Raw genomic sequence first — 17116 nt, 5'->3', positions numbered from 1 at the left:
CCCCATGGCAACGCTTGAGATCCACGACCTGCACGTCTCCGTCGACGCCGAAGGCGGCCCCCGGGAGATCCTGCGTGGCGTCGACCTGACCGTGAAGCAGGGCGAGACCCACGCCATCATGGGCCCCAACGGCTCCGGCAAGTCCACCCTGGCCTACTCGCTGGCCGGTCACCCCAAGTACACGATCACCGGCGGCACCGTCACCCTCGACGGCGAGGACGTCCTGGAGATGTCCGTCGACGAGCGCGCCCGCGCCGGCGTCTTCCTCGCCATGCAGTACCCGGTCGAGGTGCCCGGCGTCTCGGTCTCCAACTTCCTCCGCACCTCCGCCACCGCGATCCGCGGCGAGGCCCCCAAGCTGCGCACCTGGGTCAAGGAGGTCAAGGAGTCCATGGCGCGCCTGCACATGGACCCCGCCTTCGCCGAGCGCAACGTCAACGAGGGCTTCTCCGGCGGTGAGAAGAAGCGGCACGAGATCCTCCAGCTGGAGCTCCTCAAGCCGAAGATCGCGATTCTGGACGAGACCGACTCGGGCCTGGACGTCGACGCCCTGCGCATCGTCTCCGAGGGCGTCAACCGGGTCCGTGACACCGGTGAGGTGGGCACCCTGCTGATCACGCACTACACCCGCATCCTGCGCTACATCAAGCCGGACTTCGTGCACGTCTTCGCGAACGGCCGCATCGCCGAGTCCGGCGGCGCCGAGCTCGCGGACAAGCTGGAGGAAGAGGGCTACGAGGCGTACACGACGGGAGGCGTCACCGCGTGACACAGATTCCGGGGCTCCTCGACACCGAGGCGATCCGCAAGGACTTCCCCATCCTCGACCGCGTCCTGCACGACGGGAAGAAGCTCGTCTACCTGGACAACGCGGCGACGTCCCAGAAGCCGCGCCAGGTGCTCGACGTCATCAACGAGTACTACGAGCAGCACAACGCCAATGTGCACCGCGGCGTCCACGTCCTCGCCGAGGAGGCCACCGCGCTGTACGAGGGCGCGCGCGACAAGATCGCCGCGTTCGTCAACGCGCCCAGCCGCGACGAGGTCATATTCACCAAGAACGCCTCGGAGTCGCTCAACCTGGTGGCGAACATGCTCGGCTGGGCCGACGAGCCCTACCGGGTGGACCACGACACCGAGATCGTCATCACGGAGATGGAGCACCACTCCAACATCGTCCCGTGGCAGCTGCTCGCGCAGCGCACCGGCGCGAAGCTGAAGTGGTTCGGGCTCACGGACGACGGCCGGCTCGACCTGTCGAACATCGAGCAGGTCATCACCGAGAAGACCAAGGTCGTCTCGTTCGTGCTGGTCTCCAACATCCTGGGCACGGTCAACCCGGTCGAGGCGATCGTCCGGCGCGCCCAGGAGGTCGGCGCGCTGGTCGTCGTCGACGCCTCGCAGGCCGCGCCGCACATGCCGCTGGACGTCCAGGCGCTCCAGGCCGACTTCGTGGCCTTCACCGGCCACAAGATGTGCGGCCCGGACGGCATCGGCGTGCTGTGGGGACGCCAGGAGCTCCTGGAGGACCTGCCGCCGTTCCTCGGCGGCGGCGAGATGATCGAGACCGTCTCGATGCACTCGTCCACCTACGCCCCGGCGCCGCACAAGTTCGAGGCCGGTACGCCCCCGATCGCCCAGGCCATCGGCCTCGGCGCGGCTGTGGACTACCTGACGTCGATCGGCATGGACAAGATCGCGCGGCATGAGCACGCGATCACGCAGTACGCGATCCAGCGGCTCCAGGAGGTCCCCGACCTCCGGCTGATCGGCCCCACCACGGCCGAGGACCGCGGCGCGGCGATCTCGTTCACGCTCGGCGACATCCACCCGCACGACGTGGGCCAGGTCCTCGACGAGCAGGGCATCGCCGTCCGCGTCGGCCACCACTGCGCGCGGCCCGTCTGCCTGCGGTACGGAATTCCGGCGACCACCCGGGCGTCGTTCTACCTGTACTCCACCCCCGGCGAGGTCGACGCGCTGGTCGAGGGTCTGGAGCACGTCCGGAACTTCTTCGGCTGATGGGCAGCGGACTGTGAAGCTTGATTCGATGTACCAGGACGTCATCCTGGACCACTACAAGCACCCGCACGGCAGGGGCTTGCGGGACGGCGACGCCGAGGTGCACCACGTCAACCCGACGTGCGGCGACGAGATCACCCTGCGCGTCCGGCTCTCCGGTGAGACGATCGAAGACGTCTCGTACGAGGGCCAGGGCTGCTCGATCAGCCAGGCCAGCGCCTCGGTCCTCAACGAGCTGCTGGTCGGCAAGGAGCTCGCCGACGCCCGTCGGATCCAGGAGACCTTCCTGGAGCTGATGCAGTCCAAGGGCAAGGTCGAGCCGGACGACGCGATGGAGGAGGTGCTGGAGGACGCGGTCGCGTTCGCCGGCGTCTCCAAGTACCCCGCGCGGGTGAAATGCGCTCTCCTGAGCTGGATGGCGTGGAAGGACGCGACCGCCCAGGCACTGGGCGAGACCACCGCGAGCACCGAGAGCACTGCGAGGAAGACCGCATGAGCGACGAAGTGACCACCAAGCCGGCCACCGAGGAAGAGGTCCGCGAGGCCCTGTACGACGTGGTCGACCCCGAGCTGGGCATCGACGTCGTCAACCTCGGCCTGATCTACGGCATCCACATCGACGACGCCAACATCGCCACCCTCGACATGACGCTGACGTCCGCGGCCTGCCCGCTGACCGACGTCATCGAGGACCAGGCGAAGTCCGCGACCGAGGGCATCGTCAACGAGCTCCGGATCAACTGGGTCTGGATGCCGCCGTGGGGCCCCGACAAGATCACCGACGAGGGCCGGGAACAGCTCCGGGCGCTCGGCTTCAACGTCTGAGCGCGGCACACGCCGACGCGAGCGGCCCGCCCCCGGTACCGTCCGGGGGCGGGCCGCTCGCCGTTTCCGCCGTACGCGGGTGCCTACAGGGTCACGGTCCGCTCGGTGCGGAAGCCGCTGAAGCCGTCGTTCGGGTCAAAGTAGTGGAGGGAGACCTTCACCTTGCTGCCCTTGGCGAACGCGCCGACGCCGCCCGTGGTCAGCTGCATCCGCGCCGTGTGGGTGTTGTAGTCGCAGACCAGCTTGTCGGTCTTGAGGATGCCGGCGGCGCTCACCTCGTTGTGCCCCGGCTTGGGCAGCTCGTCGGCGTTGGCGACGATCCACTGCTGCGAACCCTCGTCGCAGGAGTAGGTGACGTCCACCGTGACGCCGGGGGCCGCCAGCGCCACCTTGTCGAAGGACAGCGAGTAGTTCTTGGCCGCGGCGCTCGGCGCGGTCGCCAGCGCACCGCCCCCCAGCAGCAGCACGGCGGCCCCGGCTCCGGCGAGACGGCGGACGGTGGTGCGGGACGTGTTCTTCATGGAAATTCCTTCCCCCCTTGGAAGATGCGAACGCGTGTTCGATCGCGAGCTGATGTTAGCTCGCCTCACCGGCCGCAACGACGCTTTTCCGTCACGCTGACCGACTCGCCAGGGGCTCTCTATAGGCGAACTGGGGTGCGATGTAGCCTCGGCGGACATTCGGCGATCTTGGAGTTGAAGGGGAGGTATGAGGGCGAAGGATGATCGGTGGCGGAGCGGACTGCCGAAGTCGCCGATCCTGCCGGTGGGCCGGTTCCCGGTCACCGGGTTGGTGGTGGCTGTCCTGACCTTCGTCGGGCTTCTCGGGTTCGCCTGGTTGAGCTGGGACGGGCGGGGGTGTCCGGAAGCGGTTGCCAGGGCTTCGGAGGCGGATGTGGCGGGAAAGTACGAGGGGCCGGACGGGATGAGTGTGCGTCTTCGGTACGAGGCGGGCACGGGCCGGGGGACGTTCTCCGTGGACCGTTGGCCGTACGAGTGGTCCCCGGCCTACCGGAAGGAGAAGACGTTCGACGCTGCGGGGACGTGGAGCCTCTCCCAAGACTCCGGTGTCCAGGAGATGCGGGTCCAACTGTCCTTTGAGGATGCTCCGTTGCATCGTCGGCCGCTGAGGACGCTCGTCGTCGGCCGGGACGGGGACGAGCGGGTGCTGTTCAAGAGCACGGACCCGGACAACTGTCCGTCCACGGTGCTGCGGCGCGCCGGAGGCTGATCGGGGCCCGTCAGGAGGCGGGGCCGAACCAGTGTTCCAGGGCCGCTTCCAGGCCGTCCCCCGTCGATGTGCCCGCCCAGCAGACGTGGCCGTCCGGGCGGAGGAGGAGGGCGTCGGTGCCGGAGGTGGGCGGGGTGATGGTGTGGTCGACTCGGTCGGACCAGGGGGTGAGGAGGGTGGTCAGGTCCGAGGAGGGGGTGAGGAGGAGGCCGCGGGCGTCGTGGAGGTGGGGGACGGGGTGGCGGGTGCCCAGGAGGGGGTGGGTGGGGGTGTCGGGGGGCATGGGGTAGCGGATGTCCAGGCCGGAGATCATGCCGGCGATGCGGCGGTTGGCGGCCGGTTCCGTCAGGAGGTCGGAGACCAGCGAGCGCAGGACGCGTACGTCGTCGTCGGGGTGCAGGAGGACGACCTGGGCCCGGGTGTTCTCCAGGACCGCCGCCCCGACCGGGTGGCGTTCGGTGTGGTACGTGTCCAGGAGGCCGCGTGGGGCGTGGCCGTGGACGGTGGCGGCGAGCTTCCAGCCCAGGTTGAAGGCGTCCTGCACGCCGAGGTTGAGGCCCTGGCCGCCCGCCGGGAAGTGGATGTGGGCCGCGTCGCCGGCCAGCAGCACCCGGCCGGCCGCGTACCGTTCCGCCTGCCGGGTGGCGTCGGTGAAGCGGGAGGCCCAGCGGACCTCGCGGAGGGTGAAGTGCGGTGCGGGGCCGGTGGTGAGGGCGGTGCGGATCTCGTCGGCGGTGACCGGGGCGTCGCGGGCGACGGTCTGGTCCGGGGCGCCGAAGAGGAAGCGGTGGACGCCGTCGCCGAGCGGCATCAGGAAGGGGCCTTCCCGTACGTCGAACACGGGCAGGCGCCACTCGGTCGGCAGGGCCTCGTGGGGCTCCGGCACGATGTCCGCGACGACCATGGAGATCCGTCCGTCGCGCCCGGGGAAGCCGACGCCGAGTTCGCGGCGCACCCGGCTGCGTCCGCCGTCCGCCCCCACGAGGTAGGCGGCGCGCAGGGTGGTGGTGCCGTCCGGGCCGGCGACGGTGGCGGTCACGCCGTCCGCGTCCTGGACGAAGCCGGTGAGTTCGTGGCCGCGGAGCACGGGGATGCCGTACGAGGCGAGGTGGTCCTCCAGGAACCGTTCGACGCGGGCCTGCGGGATGCCCACCTGGTAGGGGAAGCGGGTGTCGAAGACCGAGTAGTCCAGGGGGATGCCCGCGAAGTGGCCGCGCGGCAGGGTGGTGAGGGCCTGTTCGGCGATGGGCTCCAACCAGCCGCGCAGATCCAGGACTTCGGCGGTGCGGGGTTGGAGGTTGAGCGCGCGGGACTGGCCGCCGCGTTCGAGGGTGCGTTCCAGGACGACGGTCCTGACGCCTGCCAGGCCGAGTTCGTTGGCGAGCGTCAGGCCGGTGGGGCCGGCTCCGACGACGATCACATCGATCACATCAGGGTCCACGACGGTACCTCCGGTCTCAGGCCTTCAGTCCGCGCCGGGTGACGTAGACGTTGTGGAAGAGGAGCAGACCGGCCAGGACGACCAGCCACTGCACCGTGCTCACCAGGGGGACGGAACCCACCGGCAGCGTCAGGGCCAGGACCACCCGGACCACGGCGTCCAGCGTGAACACCGCGCCCCAGACGGCGGTGAGCACCCGTACGTCGCGGCGGAACACCGGCTCGGTGTCCCAGCGGGAGGCCCAGGCGCGCCAACCCGCCTCGCCCAGCTTGGCGGTGACGACCGTCTGGCCCAGGTACATGACGAACGGGCGGCGGGTCGCCAGAGTGCCCAGGATCCACAGGCCGATGAGGCCGAAGATCCAGCTGTCGCGCACCAGCAGGACGCGCGGGTTGCCGGTCACCATGGACATCAGGGCACCCAGCAGCATCAGGCAGAGGGCGAACAGCCCCATGGCGTCCACCCGTCGGCGCCGGACCATCCCGTGGACGAGCCAGGGCACGGCGAGCAGGCTGCCCGCCGCCAGCGCGGTCCACTGGCTCGCGCCCGCCGCCTGGAGGCCGTAGAACGCGCCGAGGGGGAGGGCGAGTTCGAAGAGGAGCTGGAGGACGATGAGCCTGCGCAGGGCGGCGGTCTTCTGCCGCTCGGTGGGCGGCGGGGCGGGGACGGTCATGGGTTCGGCGGTCACGGGGTCCTCCTGGTCGCGCGGTCGAAGAGGTCGGCGAGTCGGCGGCCGTGGGCCGCGGCGTCGAAGTCCGGGTCGTGGGCGGCGCGCATCACGAGCGCGTCGATCGCGCCGCGGAGCGCGTACACCATGGTCGCCGGGTCGAACTCGCCGAACTCCCCGGCTTCCTGGGCCGTGCGGACGGCGTTGATCAGGGTGTCCAGCATCGCGTCCGTGGCGGCGGTGAACTCCCGCGCCGACGGGCTCTCGCCCCGGACGCCGGTGAGCACCTCCACCATCGCGTGCAGGTGCTTCGGGTAGACGTCCAGCAGCGCGAGGTTGGACTCGATGTGCGCCCGGAGTCGCTCGGGGGCGGTCGCGTGCGCCTCGATCCTGGGTCGCATGTATGCGTCCGCGACCCGCATCACCTCGGCCACGACCTCGCGCATCAGGTCGTCCTTGCCGGCGAAGTGGTACGAGATCATTCCGGTGCTGCTCAGCCCGGCCTGCCGGGCGATCCGGGAGAACGACGCCTTGGCGTAGCCCACTTCGGCGATGACCTCGATCGCAGCGTCGACGATCTGCGCCCTTCTGGCGGCCTCCGTGAACGTCCGGTCGGCGGCCGGGGCGGCACCTTGCTTGCTTCCGCTGTTCTTTGCTCGCATGAGCAAAAGGTAGCGAGGGTTTGCTTGGGTGAGCAAGTATTGGTTTGGTCAAGCAGGGGCTGGTGGCGCGGCGCCTTCGTCAGAGACCGCCCGTGTTCAGCAGCCGGTCCGGCGTCCGCTCGCGGAGTCCGCTCAGGACCCCCTGGGTGGCCTGTTTCTCCAGCCACTCGGTCACCGTCCGCACCGACGCGTCCGGGTGCGCCGCCTTGTACAGCGCGGCCACCCCGGTGACGTGCGGCGCCGCCTGCGAGGTGCCGCTCTTCGTCGCGGTGCCGCCGCCGGCGCGGGCCGAGACGATGTCCAGGCCCGGGGCGAGGAGCCGCAGGCAGGATCCCCAGTCGCTGAACGACGTCATCCGGTCGTCGCGGTCCGTCGCCCCGACGACCACCGCTCCCGGCGCGCTGCCCGGCGAGTTGGCGCAGGCGTCGGTGGCCGCGGTCGAGGGCTGCGCGTTGCCCGCCGAGACGACGGGCGGCACGCCGCGGTCGGCGACCGCGGCCACCGAGGCGTTCGTCGCCGCCGAGTACGGGCCGTTGAGCGAGGCGTTCAGTACGGAGGCCGGCCCGGCGTGCTGGGCGACCCAGTCCAGGCCGGCCACGAAACGGGAGGCCGAGGTCGTGCCCTCGCAGTCCAGCACCCGCACGCTGACCAGCGTCACCTTCCGGGCGATGCCGTGCTCCCCGCCGCCGATGATCCCGGCCACGTGGGTGCCGTGCCCGGAGCCGGTCAGGCAGTCGGAGCCGTGGCCGTTCGGGTCGACCAGGTCGACGCCCTCGCGGGCGCGCCCGCCGAACTCGGGGTGCCGGTAGTCGATGCCCGTGTCGACGACGTACGCGGTCACGCCCGCGCCGGTGCCGGTGACCGCGAAGCGGCCGTCGAGGGGGAGCCGCCGCTGGTCGACGCGGTCCAGGCCCCAGGAGGCGGCCGGGCCGGCGGAGTCGCGGACGGGTGTCGAGGGCCGGACGGGGACCGAGGACTGGCGGAGCACCGCGTCCTCCTCGACGGACCGCACGTCCGGGGAGCGGCGGACGGCGTCCAACTGCCCGGGGGTGAGCGGGGCGGCGAAGCCGAGGAGGGCGTGCTGGTAGACGGTGTCCGGCGTGACGCCCAGCCGGGTGGTCAGCGCGCGCGGGCTGGTGCCTTGGCGGAGGGTGACGATGTAGTGGCCGGGGACGGCGCGTCCGTCGGTGCGGTGCAGTGCGGCGCGGGGCGCCGCGGGGGCGGGGGTGGGGTCGGTCGGGGCCAGGGTGAGGGGTGCCAGCAGGGTGAGGGGGAGGAGGCGGCGGAGGTGGTGAGGGGGTCTCATGTCCCCTGGATAGGGGGAGGGGTGGCGGGGGGCGATCGGGCGTGGGCCGTTTGGCCTGCCCCTGTCCCGCCCTTTCACCGTTTCTTGCGGGGGCCGGCCCCCGCGCCCCCTTGTCGCGGCTTCGCCGCTCGTCCTCAAACGCCGGACGGGCTTGATTTCGCGTCCGGGCGCACGATTCAGCCCGTCCGGCGTTTGAGGACAACCGCGCGGAGCGCGGTTTCGGGGGTGCGGGGGCGCAGCCCCTGCAAGAAACGGGAAGGGGCGGGACCGGGGCCACCTCACCGCCCCCCACCCCACGTTGCGTACGCCCGTACACACCGTTGTGTACCCTCGTACACATGGTGTACCTGACCCTCGCGGGTGCCATCGCGTCCGAGATCGCCGCCACCACCTGCATGAAGTTCAGTGACGGCTTCAGCAAGCTCTGGCCCTCGCTCGGGACGGCGGTCGGCTACCTCCTCGCCTTCCTCCTCCTCGCTCGCACGCTCAAGACCATGGACGTCGGCACGGCCTACGCCATCTGGTCCGGCGCGGGGACGGCGGTCGTGGCAGCGATCGGCATGTTCTTCCTGGGCGAGGCGGTCAACGCGGCGCGGATCGGCGGGATCCTGCTGGTGATCGCGGGCGTCGTCGTCCTCAACCTCGGCGGGGCCTCCCACTGATGCCCCGCCGCTACGACCCCGACCGCCGCGACCGCATCGTCGAGGCCGCCGTCCGCGTCGTCGCCGCCCGCGGCCTCGGCGCGCTCAGCCACCGGGCGGTCGCCGCCGAGGCGGACGTCCCGCTGGGCTCCACGACGTACCACTTCGCCACCCTCGACGACCTGCTCGTCGAGGCCGTGCGCCGGACCGCCCGGAAGTGGCTGGACGACTTCGCCGCCTGGGAGCGCGACCTGTCCCCGGACGCGCCGCTCGCGGACGCCGTCGCCGACCTCGTCGTGGACGCGCCGGCCGGGGACCGCTCGCGGCTGGAGCTGGAGTACGAGCTGTACGCCGCCGCCCTGCGCCGTCCGGCCGTCCGTCCGGTCGCCGCCGAGAGCGTCGAGGAGATGGCCGCCGTCCTCGGCCGCCGCACGCCCGACGCCGCCACGGCCCGCGCCCTCGCCGCGCTGCTCGACGGGCTGCTGCTCCAGTGCCTGGTGACCGGGCGGCCCTTCGACCGGGCGGAGGTGCGGGAGGCGGTGGCGCGGCTGGTGGGGTGAGCCGCGCCCGCCACCGGGGTGCGGGAGTCCGGTTCGCCTTGAGCGTGCCCCTCCGGTTAGGTTTTCGGACATGACCGATGCTGCTGTCCCCCTCACCACCGGTGCCGCCGCCGCCGGCCTCGCCACGATCGCCGCCGACGGCACCGTCCTCGACACCTGGTTCCCCGCCCCCGCGCTGGCCGACGCGCCCGGCCAGGCCGGCACCGAGGAGCTGACCGCCGAGCGCGCCGCCGAGCTGCTGGGCGAGGCCGCCCTGAAGGCCGTCGGCCCGGACCCCCGCCGTGGCGTCACCGTCGTCGCGGTCCGCACGGTCATCGCCTCGCTCGACGACAAGCCGCTCGACGCGCACGACGTCTACCTGCGGCTGCACCTGCTGTCGTCCCGGCTGATCCGGCCGCACGGCGCGAACCTGGACGGCATGTTCGGCCTGCTGGCCAACGTCGCCTGGACCTCGCTCGGCCCGGTCGCCGTCGACCAGATCGAGACCGTGCGCCTCAACGCCCGTGCCGAGGGCCTGCACCTCCAGGTCACCAGCGTCGACAAGTTCCCGCGCATGACCGACTACGTCGTCCCGTCCGGCGTCCGCATCGGCGACGCCGACCGCGTCCGCCTCGGCGCCCACCTGGGCAAGGGCACCACCGTCATGCACGAGGGCTTCGTCAACTTCAACGCCGGCACGCTGGGCACCTCCATGGTGGAGGGACGCATCAGCGCGGGTGTGGTCGTCGGTGACGGCAGTGACATCGGGGGCGGCGCGTCCACGATGGGGACGCTGTCCGGCGGCGGCAAGCAGATCATCTCCGTGGGGGCGAACTGCCTGCTCGGCGCGGAGTCGGGTATCGGGATCGCGCTCGGTGACGAGTGCGTCGTCGAGGCCGGGCTGTACGTGACCGCCGGTACTCGGGTCACTCTGCCGGACGGGGAGATCGTGAAGGCGCTGGAGCTTTCCGGCGCCAGCAACATCCTGTTCCGGCGGAACTCGACCACTGGGGCCGTGGAGGCTCGTCCTTACAAGAGTACCTGGGGTGGGCTCAACGAGGCGCTGCACAGCCACAACTGAGACGGGCGCCTGCGGCGGGCGGTGCCCCGGTCCCGCCCTTTCTCCGTTTCTTGCAGGGGGCTGCGCCCCCGCACCCCCGAAACCGCGCTCCGCGCGGTTGTCCTCAAGCGCCGGACGGGCTGAATTCAGCCCGTCCGGCGCTTGAGGGACAGCGCGTCAGCGCCCCACCGCCTCCCCGTGCACCTTCAGCAGCCGCTCCACCCACTCCTCCGAAGCCGCTCGCAAGGGCGCCCGAACCGGCCCGCCCGGCAGGCCCAGTGCGCCGAGCAGGGCCTTCGCCGTCACCGTGCCCGGCAGCCCGCCCGCCATCATCGCCTCGATCAGCGGCAGCGCGGCCGCGTTCAGCCTCGTCGCCTCCTCCACGGACCCCGCCTCGAACGCGTCGAGGGAAGCCGCCAGCAGCGGCCCCGCGACGTTCGCCACCGTGCTGACGTACCCCACCGCCCCCACCGAGCGCAGCGGCAGGTTGAGTTCCTCGCTGCCCGAGTAGTACGCGAGCCCGGTGGCGGCGATGACCTTGGCGCTGCCGAGGAGGTCGTAGGCGCAGTCCTTGACGCCCTCGACGCGCGGGTGCTCGGCCAGCCGCAGCATGGTGTCCACCTCGATGCGGGTGCCGGTGCGGCCGGGGATGTCGTAGAGCATGACGGGGACGCCGACGGCGTCGGCCACGGTCCGGAAGTGTTCTTCGACGGCGTCCTGCGGGGGCCGGCTGTAGTACGGGGTGACGACGAGTACGGCGTCGGCCCCGGCCGCCTCCGCCGCGCGGGCGAGGGTGACGGTGTGGCGGGTGTCGTTGGTGCCGACGCCCGCCGTGATCCGGGCGCGGCCGGCGACCGCCTCGGTGACGGCGCGGATGAGGGCGGACTTCTCCTCGTCGGTGGTGGTCGGCGCTTCGCCGGTGGTGCCGCTGAGGACCAGCCCGTCGCAGCGGCCCGCGCCGACGAGGTGGTCGGCCAGGCGCTGGGCGCCGTCGAGGTCGAGCCGGCCGTCGGGGGTGAAGGGGGTCACCATCGCGCAGACCGTACGGCCGAAGGGGCTGGTGGGCGGCATCGCGTCACACTCCGGAATCGGGGAACTCGCCCCGATTCTGGGCCTCTTCTGCCGTACGGTCCATGGACAGTCGCTACCGCGACGTTTCAGCGGCGCTTAAGGAACGGCTAGCCGCGCGGCGCCCAGCGCAGCACCTGCGGGTCGTGGTCGCTCGCCTGGTCGGCGAACTCGGCGTTGATGTGGACGATGTCGTAGTCCGTCCGGCCGGTGCGCGAAGCCTTCCCGCCGGCCTTCCCGCTCACCTTCCCGTTCATGGCCGGGCTGGTCAGGATGTGGTCCAGCACCTGCGAATTGCCCTGGTAGACATAGCCGTACCGTTCCTTCGCGGGCAGCAGGCCCACCTGGTCGGTCAGCACCTCGCCGGAGGTGAGGGCGCGCAGCGCGGGGGAGAACTGGTAGTCGTTGAGGTCGCCCGCCACGATCACGTTGGCCTTGCGGTCCGCGGCGAGGATCCGCTTGACGAAGGCGTTGACGACCGCGGCCTGCTTGCCGCGCTGCACCTCGGAGGTGCGGGCGGGCGGCTGGAAGCGGCTGTCGACGCCCTGGTCGCCGCCCTTGGAGTTGAAGTGGTTGGCGATCACGAAGACCCGCTCGCCACGGAAGGTGAACTGGCCGGCCAGCGGCTTGCGGCTGTTCTCCCACGCGGCGTTCGCCGGGTCGACGCGGCCGGGGGAGGCGGTGAGGGCGGCCCGGCCGTGGTCGCGGACGACGTCCACCGGGGTCGTGGAGCCGCCGCCCGCGATGTCCGTGAAGCTCACCCGGGCGGGGTTGAAGAGGAAGGCGGTGCGTATGTTGCCGCCGGGCTGTCCGCCGTCCTTGCCGTCCACGGGGTCGATCTGCCGCCACTCGTACCGCGGCCCGCCCGCCTTCGCGACGGCGTCGGTCAGCTTCTTCAGCGTCGCGCTGGCGTCGACGGTCCCGTCGTTGGTGGTGCCGTTGTCGTCCTGGACCTCCTCCAGGGCGACGATGTCGGGCGCGGCGAGGTTGGTCACCAGGGCGGAGGCGAGCCGGTCGAACTTCTCCTGCGGGTTCTTGGGGGAGAGGTTCTCGACGTTGTACGTGGCGACGGCGAGCTCGCCGTCCCGCTGCCGGCGCGTGGTCTCGCGCTTCAGCCCCCGGTCGGTGAGCGTGCCGAGCTCGGTGGCCTGGAGGGTGTAGCCGCCGTAGTTGTCGTAGTCCAGCGGGCCGGCGGTGGTGCCGGTCAGCTCGTCGCCCACGTTCGCGACCGGGAACGGGCGCTGCGCGAACGGGATCAGCGAGGAGATCTTCACCCGGGCCGCGTTGGGGTCCGCGTACGAGCTGTAGAGGACGCCGCCGCGCGCGGTGCGGTGGTGGCGGGGGTCGGCGGTGACCCAGAGGTCCTTGTGGCTGCTGGTGGCGCCGGTGACCGGCGCGTCCTTGACGGAGACCCGCATGCCCTCCAGCGACTCGAAGCGGTCGAGCGCGTAGCGGTTCGGGTTCAGCCGCAGCTTCTCGATCGAGCCGTCGTGGCCGTCACGGGACGTCGGCGCGTAACGGGTGGGCAGCGTACGGGCGTTGAGCTCGACGGCGGCGGGCAGGGCGTTGCCCGAGGAGGTGACGGTCCAGGTCGCCTTGGTGAGCTGGGTGACCGACTGCAGCCCGGCGGCCTCGCCGCCCGGGTAGTACTCGCTCACCGTGGCCGAGACGAGCACGGCGTCGCCGACCGTGACGGACGGGGTCGTCGCACCCGTGAAGACGAATACGGCCTCGCTGGTGGCCGCGTCCCGGTCCGGGTGCGGGTCCTGGAACCAGAAGCCGCGGGCGGAGCCGAAGGCGCGGACCGCGGTGACCACGCCGGGCACCTCGGTCACCTGCTTCCCGGCCAGCGGGGAGACGCGCGTGGTGCCCTGGATGTCGTGGATCCGAACCCCCGCGTCGGCGCCGGTGGCACCGGTCGTGCCCGCCGCGCCCGCGGTGGGCGCGGTGAGCAGGCCGGCCGCGAGGGCGGCGGCGACGAGGGTGCCGGTGGTGACGTACGCGCTGCTGATACGGCCGGTGCGGCCGGTAGGGCCGGTACGCCGGGCGCGGCTGGAGAGGTGCCGACTGCTGGGCACGAGAAGCCTCCGGAGGCTTGTGTGAGGGGTGGAGAAGGGGAAGAGGAGCCGGTGGCCGCGGGCGGAAGCGGGTATTCCGCCCGTTCCCCCGCCGCACCGACTTCTACGCGCGTCAATTTCGGGCGTGAGCACGTCAGTTGTCAAGGACATGTGGGTGTACGCACACCGGCGGGCGGATGAACCGGGCGGCGCGCCCGGAAAGCCGTCTACGCTGGGCGGTACGTGCGCCGTCGGCGATCCCCGCGCGCTCGCCGCCGCGGGCGGGTGGCCGAGGCCACGCTGTTCCCGGTCATGGTCTCCGGTCATGACCTCCGTCACGCCCGCACCCCGGCACGCCCCCGTGCCGTCACCCCGAGGAGATGACCCCCCTGATGCCCGCAGACCGCCCGACCATGCCGCCGGTGCGGCTCCTCCCCGACGCGGAGCTCGCGCGCGACGCGCTCTCCGCGCCGCTGTTCGCCCGCGCCGCCCGACTGGCCCGCTGGGCCGGTGAGGGCACCCCGGTCGGCGCGGGCGGCGAACTCCTCGCGGACCAGCTGCGCACCGCCACCGGACTGCTGGGACTCGACGGCGACGAGGACGGCCCGGCCCACACGGCCGAGGCGTGGCAGCTCGCGCTGGACACGGGGCTGGTCGAGTTCACCGAGCACGCGGAGGAGGACGGGGCGGCGGGCGAGTCGTCGTCCGACGAGCCCAGCGGCACCGCCGTCGCCGGCGAGGAGCTGGCCACGCTCACCTCCGGCAGCCCGCAGGACGTCCTCGACCTGTGGCTCGGCGGCCTGGAGACCGTCCTGGCCGACGCGGCGGCCCCCGACCTCGGCGACATCGTCGACCAGCTCGCGGACGGCGGTGACCTGGACCTCGACGCCATCGACTGGAACCCCGAGGAGGAGGCCGACTTCCTCGACGGCGTGCTCGGCAACCTCTACCTGCTGACCGCGCTCGACTCCGACGACGATGCCGCCGGCCGGCGGCCCGTCCCGCTCCCCGCGCTCGCCGCCTCCCTGATCGTCCCGGACGACATGGACGAGCCCACCGACGCCGTCCTCGAAGAGGTCTCCGACGCGATGATGCGCCTGGACGACCAGTTCCGGATGCTCGCCCCGACCGGCCTCATCGCGTACCAGCCAGTCGACGAGGCGCTGATCGAGGAGGTCGACGGCGAGGGCCACATCCGCGAGTCCGTCGACGGCGTCGACTCCGAAGCGCCCGAGGAGGAGGACGTCACCCGGTACGGCATGGTCTCCCTCACCCCGCTCGGGGTCTTCGCCGTCCGCACCCGGATGCTGGAGGCGGGCGTCGACGCCCCGGCCGTCGGCGACCTCGCCGAGAAGGACGCCGCCGCGCTCCTCGCCGCCCTCCCGCACCACCCCCGGCCCGCGGCCCGTGCCGAGACCGAACTCTGGCTCGCCCGCCGCGACCCGCTGACCGCCGCCCGCGAACTCCTCGCCGCCGCCCGCGGCGACGACGAGGACGCCCCGCTGCGCCGGCTCGCCTGCCAGCAGGCCCTGACCCTGGTGCCCCTCGACGCCGAGCCCGCGTTCCGCGAGGTCCTCGACGATCCCTGGCTCGGCGGCCTCGCCCGCGTCTGGCTCGCCGAACGCGGCGCGACGGACATTCCCGACCCCGGCGAGGCGATGGTCTTCTGGCTCACCATCGACACGATCGCCGCGCAGCTCGCCTCGGAGGGGGACACCGAGGAGCTGCGGGAGCTCGTGATCGGGCTGGTGGGACAGCACGGCGGGTTCTTCGACTCGGCCTGGCGGGTCGAGCACCCCGCCACGGCGGACGTGCTGGAGGCGATGGGGCGGCTGCACCCGGAGAAGCGGGTCGCCAAGGCGGCGCGGAAGGCGGCGTTCAAGGCGCGGTCGCGGGGGTAGCGAGGGGTTGTGCCCCGGTCCCTCCCCTTCGCCGTTTCCCGGGGCTGACGCCCCAGACCCGAAATCGCGCTCCGCGCGATTGTCCTCAAACGCCGGACAGGCTGATTTCAGCCTGTCCGGCGATTGAGGACGTGCACTGATGGGCGCCCGGGCCCCCTCAAACCCCCCGCAGCGCCTCCGCGATCGAGTCCGCGACCGGCGTCGTCGGGCGCCCGATCAGCCGGCGGAGGTCGCCGGACACGGCGGCCAGGGCGCCACGGGCCGCCGCCTCCTCCCCGCCGACGATGGCGGTGACGACGGGTCCGGGCACGCCCGCCCCGAGCAGCACGGCCCGGTGCTCCGCGGGCGGAAGGCTCCGGTGCACGATCGGCCGTCCCACCTGCCGTCCCACCTCCGCCGCGTACTCGTCGAGGCTCCAGGCCACGTCGCCGCTCAGCTCGTACGCCCGCCCCACGTGCCCGTCCCCGGTCAGCACGGCCGCTGCCGCCGCCGCGAAGTCCGCGCGGGCCGCCGACGCGATCCGTCCGGTGCCCGTGTTCGAGAGGACCACGCCGTGCTCCAGGACGGGACCCAGGGCCTCCGTGTAGTTCTCGGAGTACCAGCCGTTGCGCAGAAAGGTGTAGGGGACGCCGGCGTCCAGGATGGCCCGTTCGGTGGTCGTGTGGTCGTCGGCGAGCGCGAACCCGGCGTCCGGGCCGCCGAGTATGCCGGTGTAGGCGAGCTGGGCGACGCCGGCCGCCGCGGCGGCCCGGACGACGGCCGTGTGCTGGGCCACCCGCTTCCCCATCTCGTTGCCGGAGATCAGCAGGACGCGGTCGCCGGCCCGGAAGGCTTCCTTGAGCGCCGCGGGGTCGTCGTAGTCGGCGGCGCGGACCGTGACGCCGCGTTCCGCGAGGTCCGCGGCCTTGGCGGGGTTCCGGACGGCGGCGACGACCCGGTCGGCCGGTCCCTTGCGCAGCAGTTCTTCGACGACGAGCCGGCCGAGATGGCCGGTAGCAGCGGTGATGACGATGCTCATACGTACTCCTGGGGTGTGGTGGGCGGCTGCTGACGCCATGCCAGGCCGCAACGCGCGCGGACGGGTCCTGATGAGGCGGCGGTCCGCTGACACTCACCCTAGGAGCTGTACTTACTTATGGTGAGTACCCACTTTGAAGTAAGCTTCTGGCATGGACGTAAGGGAAGAGAGGTGCCCGGACCGCCGGCACCCGGGGGCCGTGGCCCCCGACGTCAACGCGGCGAACTGCCCGTCGCGGCAACTCCTCGAACACATCACCAGCCGCTGGGGCATCCTGGCGCTCGCCGCCCTCCTGGACGGCAGCCACCGCTTCGGCGAACTGCGCCGCCGCATCGGCGGCGTCAGCGAGAAGATGCTCGCCCAGACCCTCCAGACCCTGGAACGCGACGGCTTCGTCCACCGGCACGCCCACCCCGTCATCCCGCCGCGCGTCGACTACACCCTGACCCCGCTCGGGGAGCGGGCGGCCCGGCAGGTGTGGTCGCTGGCCCGCTGGGTCGAGGGGCATGTCGAGGAGGTCGCGGCCGCGCAGGAGCGGTACGACGCGCGCCGGGCCTGAGCGCTCTCGGGACTCTCACGGCTTTCGCGGCTCTCGCGGCTCAAAGGCCCCCGCCCCCCGAGGGGGTGTCCCCTAGGGAATCGGGTGGTGGGGGATCATCCGCTGTGCCGACGACTCGTC

The 17116-nt window shown here is 72.2% G+C and carries 18 protein-coding genes; 10 read left to right on the top strand and 8 right to left on the bottom strand.

Annotated features, from left to right (window positions below):
- Nucleotides 1-4: 4 nt before the first annotated feature.
- From sufC to J7W19_RS07415, 4 genes are read left to right on the top strand one after another with little or no spacing between them, the layout of a single operon-like run.
- Nucleotides 5-769, top strand: a complete 765-nt coding sequence (gene sufC, locus J7W19_RS07430) for a Fe-S cluster assembly ATPase SufC (protein ID WP_004951651.1) — start codon at nt 5-7, stop codon at nt 767-769.
- Nucleotides 766-2022 (top strand): cysteine desulfurase, encoded by a 1257-nt coding sequence (locus tag J7W19_RS07425; protein ID WP_004951653.1) that lies wholly within the window; start codon nt 766-768, stop codon nt 2020-2022. The genes sufC and J7W19_RS07425 overlap by 4 nt, the downstream gene beginning before the upstream one ends.
- Before the next feature lie 13 nt (nt 2023-2035).
- Nucleotides 2036-2518: a Fe-S cluster assembly sulfur transfer protein SufU gene (gene sufU, locus J7W19_RS07420; RefSeq protein ID WP_040891837.1), complete on the top strand. Its 483-nt coding sequence runs from the start codon at nt 2036-2038 to the stop codon at nt 2516-2518.
- Entirely contained in the window at nt 2515-2847 is a 333-nt protein-coding gene (locus J7W19_RS07415; RefSeq protein WP_004951661.1) for a metal-sulfur cluster assembly factor, read from the top strand. Before sufU ends, J7W19_RS07415 begins: the two co-directional genes overlap by 4 nt.
- Nucleotides 2848-2930: 83 nt before the next feature.
- Here J7W19_RS07415 and J7W19_RS07410 read toward each other — a convergent pair whose 3' ends face one another.
- Nucleotides 2931-3368 carry a hypothetical protein gene (locus tag J7W19_RS07410; protein ID WP_004951664.1) on the bottom strand — a complete coding sequence of 146 codons (438 nt, stop codon included), beginning with the start codon at nt 3366-3368 and terminating at the stop codon, nt 2931-2933.
- A 403-nt stretch (nt 3369-3771) separates the two neighbouring features.
- On the opposite strand from J7W19_RS07410, the gene J7W19_RS07405 reads away from it, so the two are divergent.
- Nucleotides 3772-4077 (top strand): hypothetical protein, encoded by a 306-nt coding sequence (locus J7W19_RS07405; RefSeq protein ID WP_158688822.1) that lies wholly within the window; start codon nt 3772-3774, stop codon nt 4075-4077.
- Between the two features lie 10 nt (nt 4078-4087).
- On the opposite strand, the gene J7W19_RS07400 is transcribed toward J7W19_RS07405, so the two are convergent.
- The 4 genes from J7W19_RS07400 to J7W19_RS07385 all read right to left on the bottom strand — a co-directional run bounded on the left by J7W19_RS07400 (nt 4088) and on the right by J7W19_RS07385 (nt 8153).
- Nucleotides 4088-5506, bottom strand: coding sequence for an FAD-dependent monooxygenase (locus tag J7W19_RS07400; protein WP_004951671.1), 1419 nt, complete (start codon nt 5504-5506; stop codon nt 4088-4090).
- A gap of 28 nt (nt 5507-5534) precedes the next feature.
- Nucleotides 5535-6206, bottom strand: coding sequence for a VC0807 family protein (locus tag J7W19_RS07395; protein WP_004951674.1), 672 nt, complete (start codon nt 6204-6206; stop codon nt 5535-5537).
- Nucleotides 6203-6847: a TetR/AcrR family transcriptional regulator gene (locus J7W19_RS07390; protein ID WP_004951679.1), complete on the bottom strand. Its 645-nt coding sequence runs from the start codon at nt 6845-6847 to the stop codon at nt 6203-6205. The genes J7W19_RS07395 and J7W19_RS07390 overlap by 4 nt, the downstream gene beginning before the upstream one ends.
- Before the next feature lie 79 nt (nt 6848-6926).
- The gene (locus J7W19_RS07385; RefSeq protein WP_004951682.1) at nt 6927-8153 is read right to left on the bottom strand and encodes a S8 family peptidase; all 1227 of its coding nucleotides are present in this window, start codon (nt 8151-8153) and stop codon (nt 6927-6929) included.
- 338 nt (nt 8154-8491) lie between these two features.
- Here J7W19_RS07385 and J7W19_RS07380 point away from each other — a divergent pair, with 338 nt between their 5' ends.
- The 3 genes from J7W19_RS07380 to dapD all read left to right on the top strand — a co-directional run bounded on the left by J7W19_RS07380 (nt 8492) and on the right by dapD (nt 10414).
- Nucleotides 8492-8815: a DMT family transporter gene (locus J7W19_RS07380; RefSeq protein WP_004956354.1), complete on the top strand. Its 324-nt coding sequence runs from the start codon at nt 8492-8494 to the stop codon at nt 8813-8815.
- The gene (locus J7W19_RS07375) at nt 8815-9354 is read left to right on the top strand and encodes a TetR/AcrR family transcriptional regulator (RefSeq protein WP_004956356.1); all 540 of its coding nucleotides are present in this window, start codon (nt 8815-8817) and stop codon (nt 9352-9354) included. Before J7W19_RS07380 ends, J7W19_RS07375 begins: the two co-directional genes overlap by 1 nt.
- A 70-nt stretch (nt 9355-9424) precedes the next feature.
- A complete protein-coding gene (dapD, locus tag J7W19_RS07370; protein WP_004956359.1) occupies nt 9425-10414 on the top strand; it encodes a 2,3,4,5-tetrahydropyridine-2,6-dicarboxylate N-succinyltransferase in 990 nt (329 codons plus the stop codon).
- 156 nt (nt 10415-10570) lie between these two features.
- On the opposite strand, the gene dapA is transcribed toward dapD, so the two are convergent.
- Both dapA and J7W19_RS07360 read right to left on the bottom strand, forming a co-directional pair.
- A complete protein-coding gene (gene dapA, locus J7W19_RS07365) occupies nt 10571-11464 on the bottom strand; it encodes a 4-hydroxy-tetrahydrodipicolinate synthase (RefSeq protein ID WP_210455305.1) in 894 nt (297 codons plus the stop codon).
- A 107-nt stretch (nt 11465-11571) separates the two neighbouring features.
- A complete protein-coding gene (locus J7W19_RS07360) occupies nt 11572-13473 on the bottom strand; it encodes an endonuclease/exonuclease/phosphatase family protein (protein ID WP_040889377.1) in 1902 nt (633 codons plus the stop codon).
- A 437-nt stretch (nt 13474-13910) separates the two neighbouring features.
- Here J7W19_RS07360 and J7W19_RS07355 point away from each other — a divergent pair, with 437 nt between their 5' ends.
- Complete coding sequence (locus tag J7W19_RS07355) at nt 13911-15419, top strand: hypothetical protein (protein ID WP_004943346.1); 1509 nt, start codon at nt 13911-13913, stop codon at nt 15417-15419.
- A 157-nt stretch (nt 15420-15576) separates the two neighbouring features.
- Here J7W19_RS07355 and J7W19_RS07350 read toward each other — a convergent pair whose 3' ends face one another.
- Nucleotides 15577-16437: an NAD(P)H-binding protein gene (locus tag J7W19_RS07350; protein WP_004943343.1), complete on the bottom strand. Its 861-nt coding sequence runs from the start codon at nt 16435-16437 to the stop codon at nt 15577-15579.
- A 151-nt stretch (nt 16438-16588) separates the two neighbouring features.
- Between J7W19_RS07350 and J7W19_RS07345 the strand changes: the two genes are divergently transcribed.
- Nucleotides 16589-16996, top strand: coding sequence for a winged helix-turn-helix transcriptional regulator (locus J7W19_RS07345; protein ID WP_051072563.1), 408 nt, complete (start codon nt 16589-16591; stop codon nt 16994-16996).
- The last annotated feature ends 120 nt before the right edge of the window (nt 16997-17116 follow it).

The sequence above is a fragment of the Streptomyces mobaraensis NBRC 13819 = DSM 40847 genome (genome assembly GCF_017916255.1).
GTDB classification, from domain to species: domain Bacteria; phylum Actinomycetota; class Actinomycetes; order Streptomycetales; family Streptomycetaceae; genus Streptomyces; species Streptomyces mobaraensis.
Note: the sequence above shows the minus strand (reverse complement) of the source record. Positions and strands in the feature narration are given on the sequence as shown.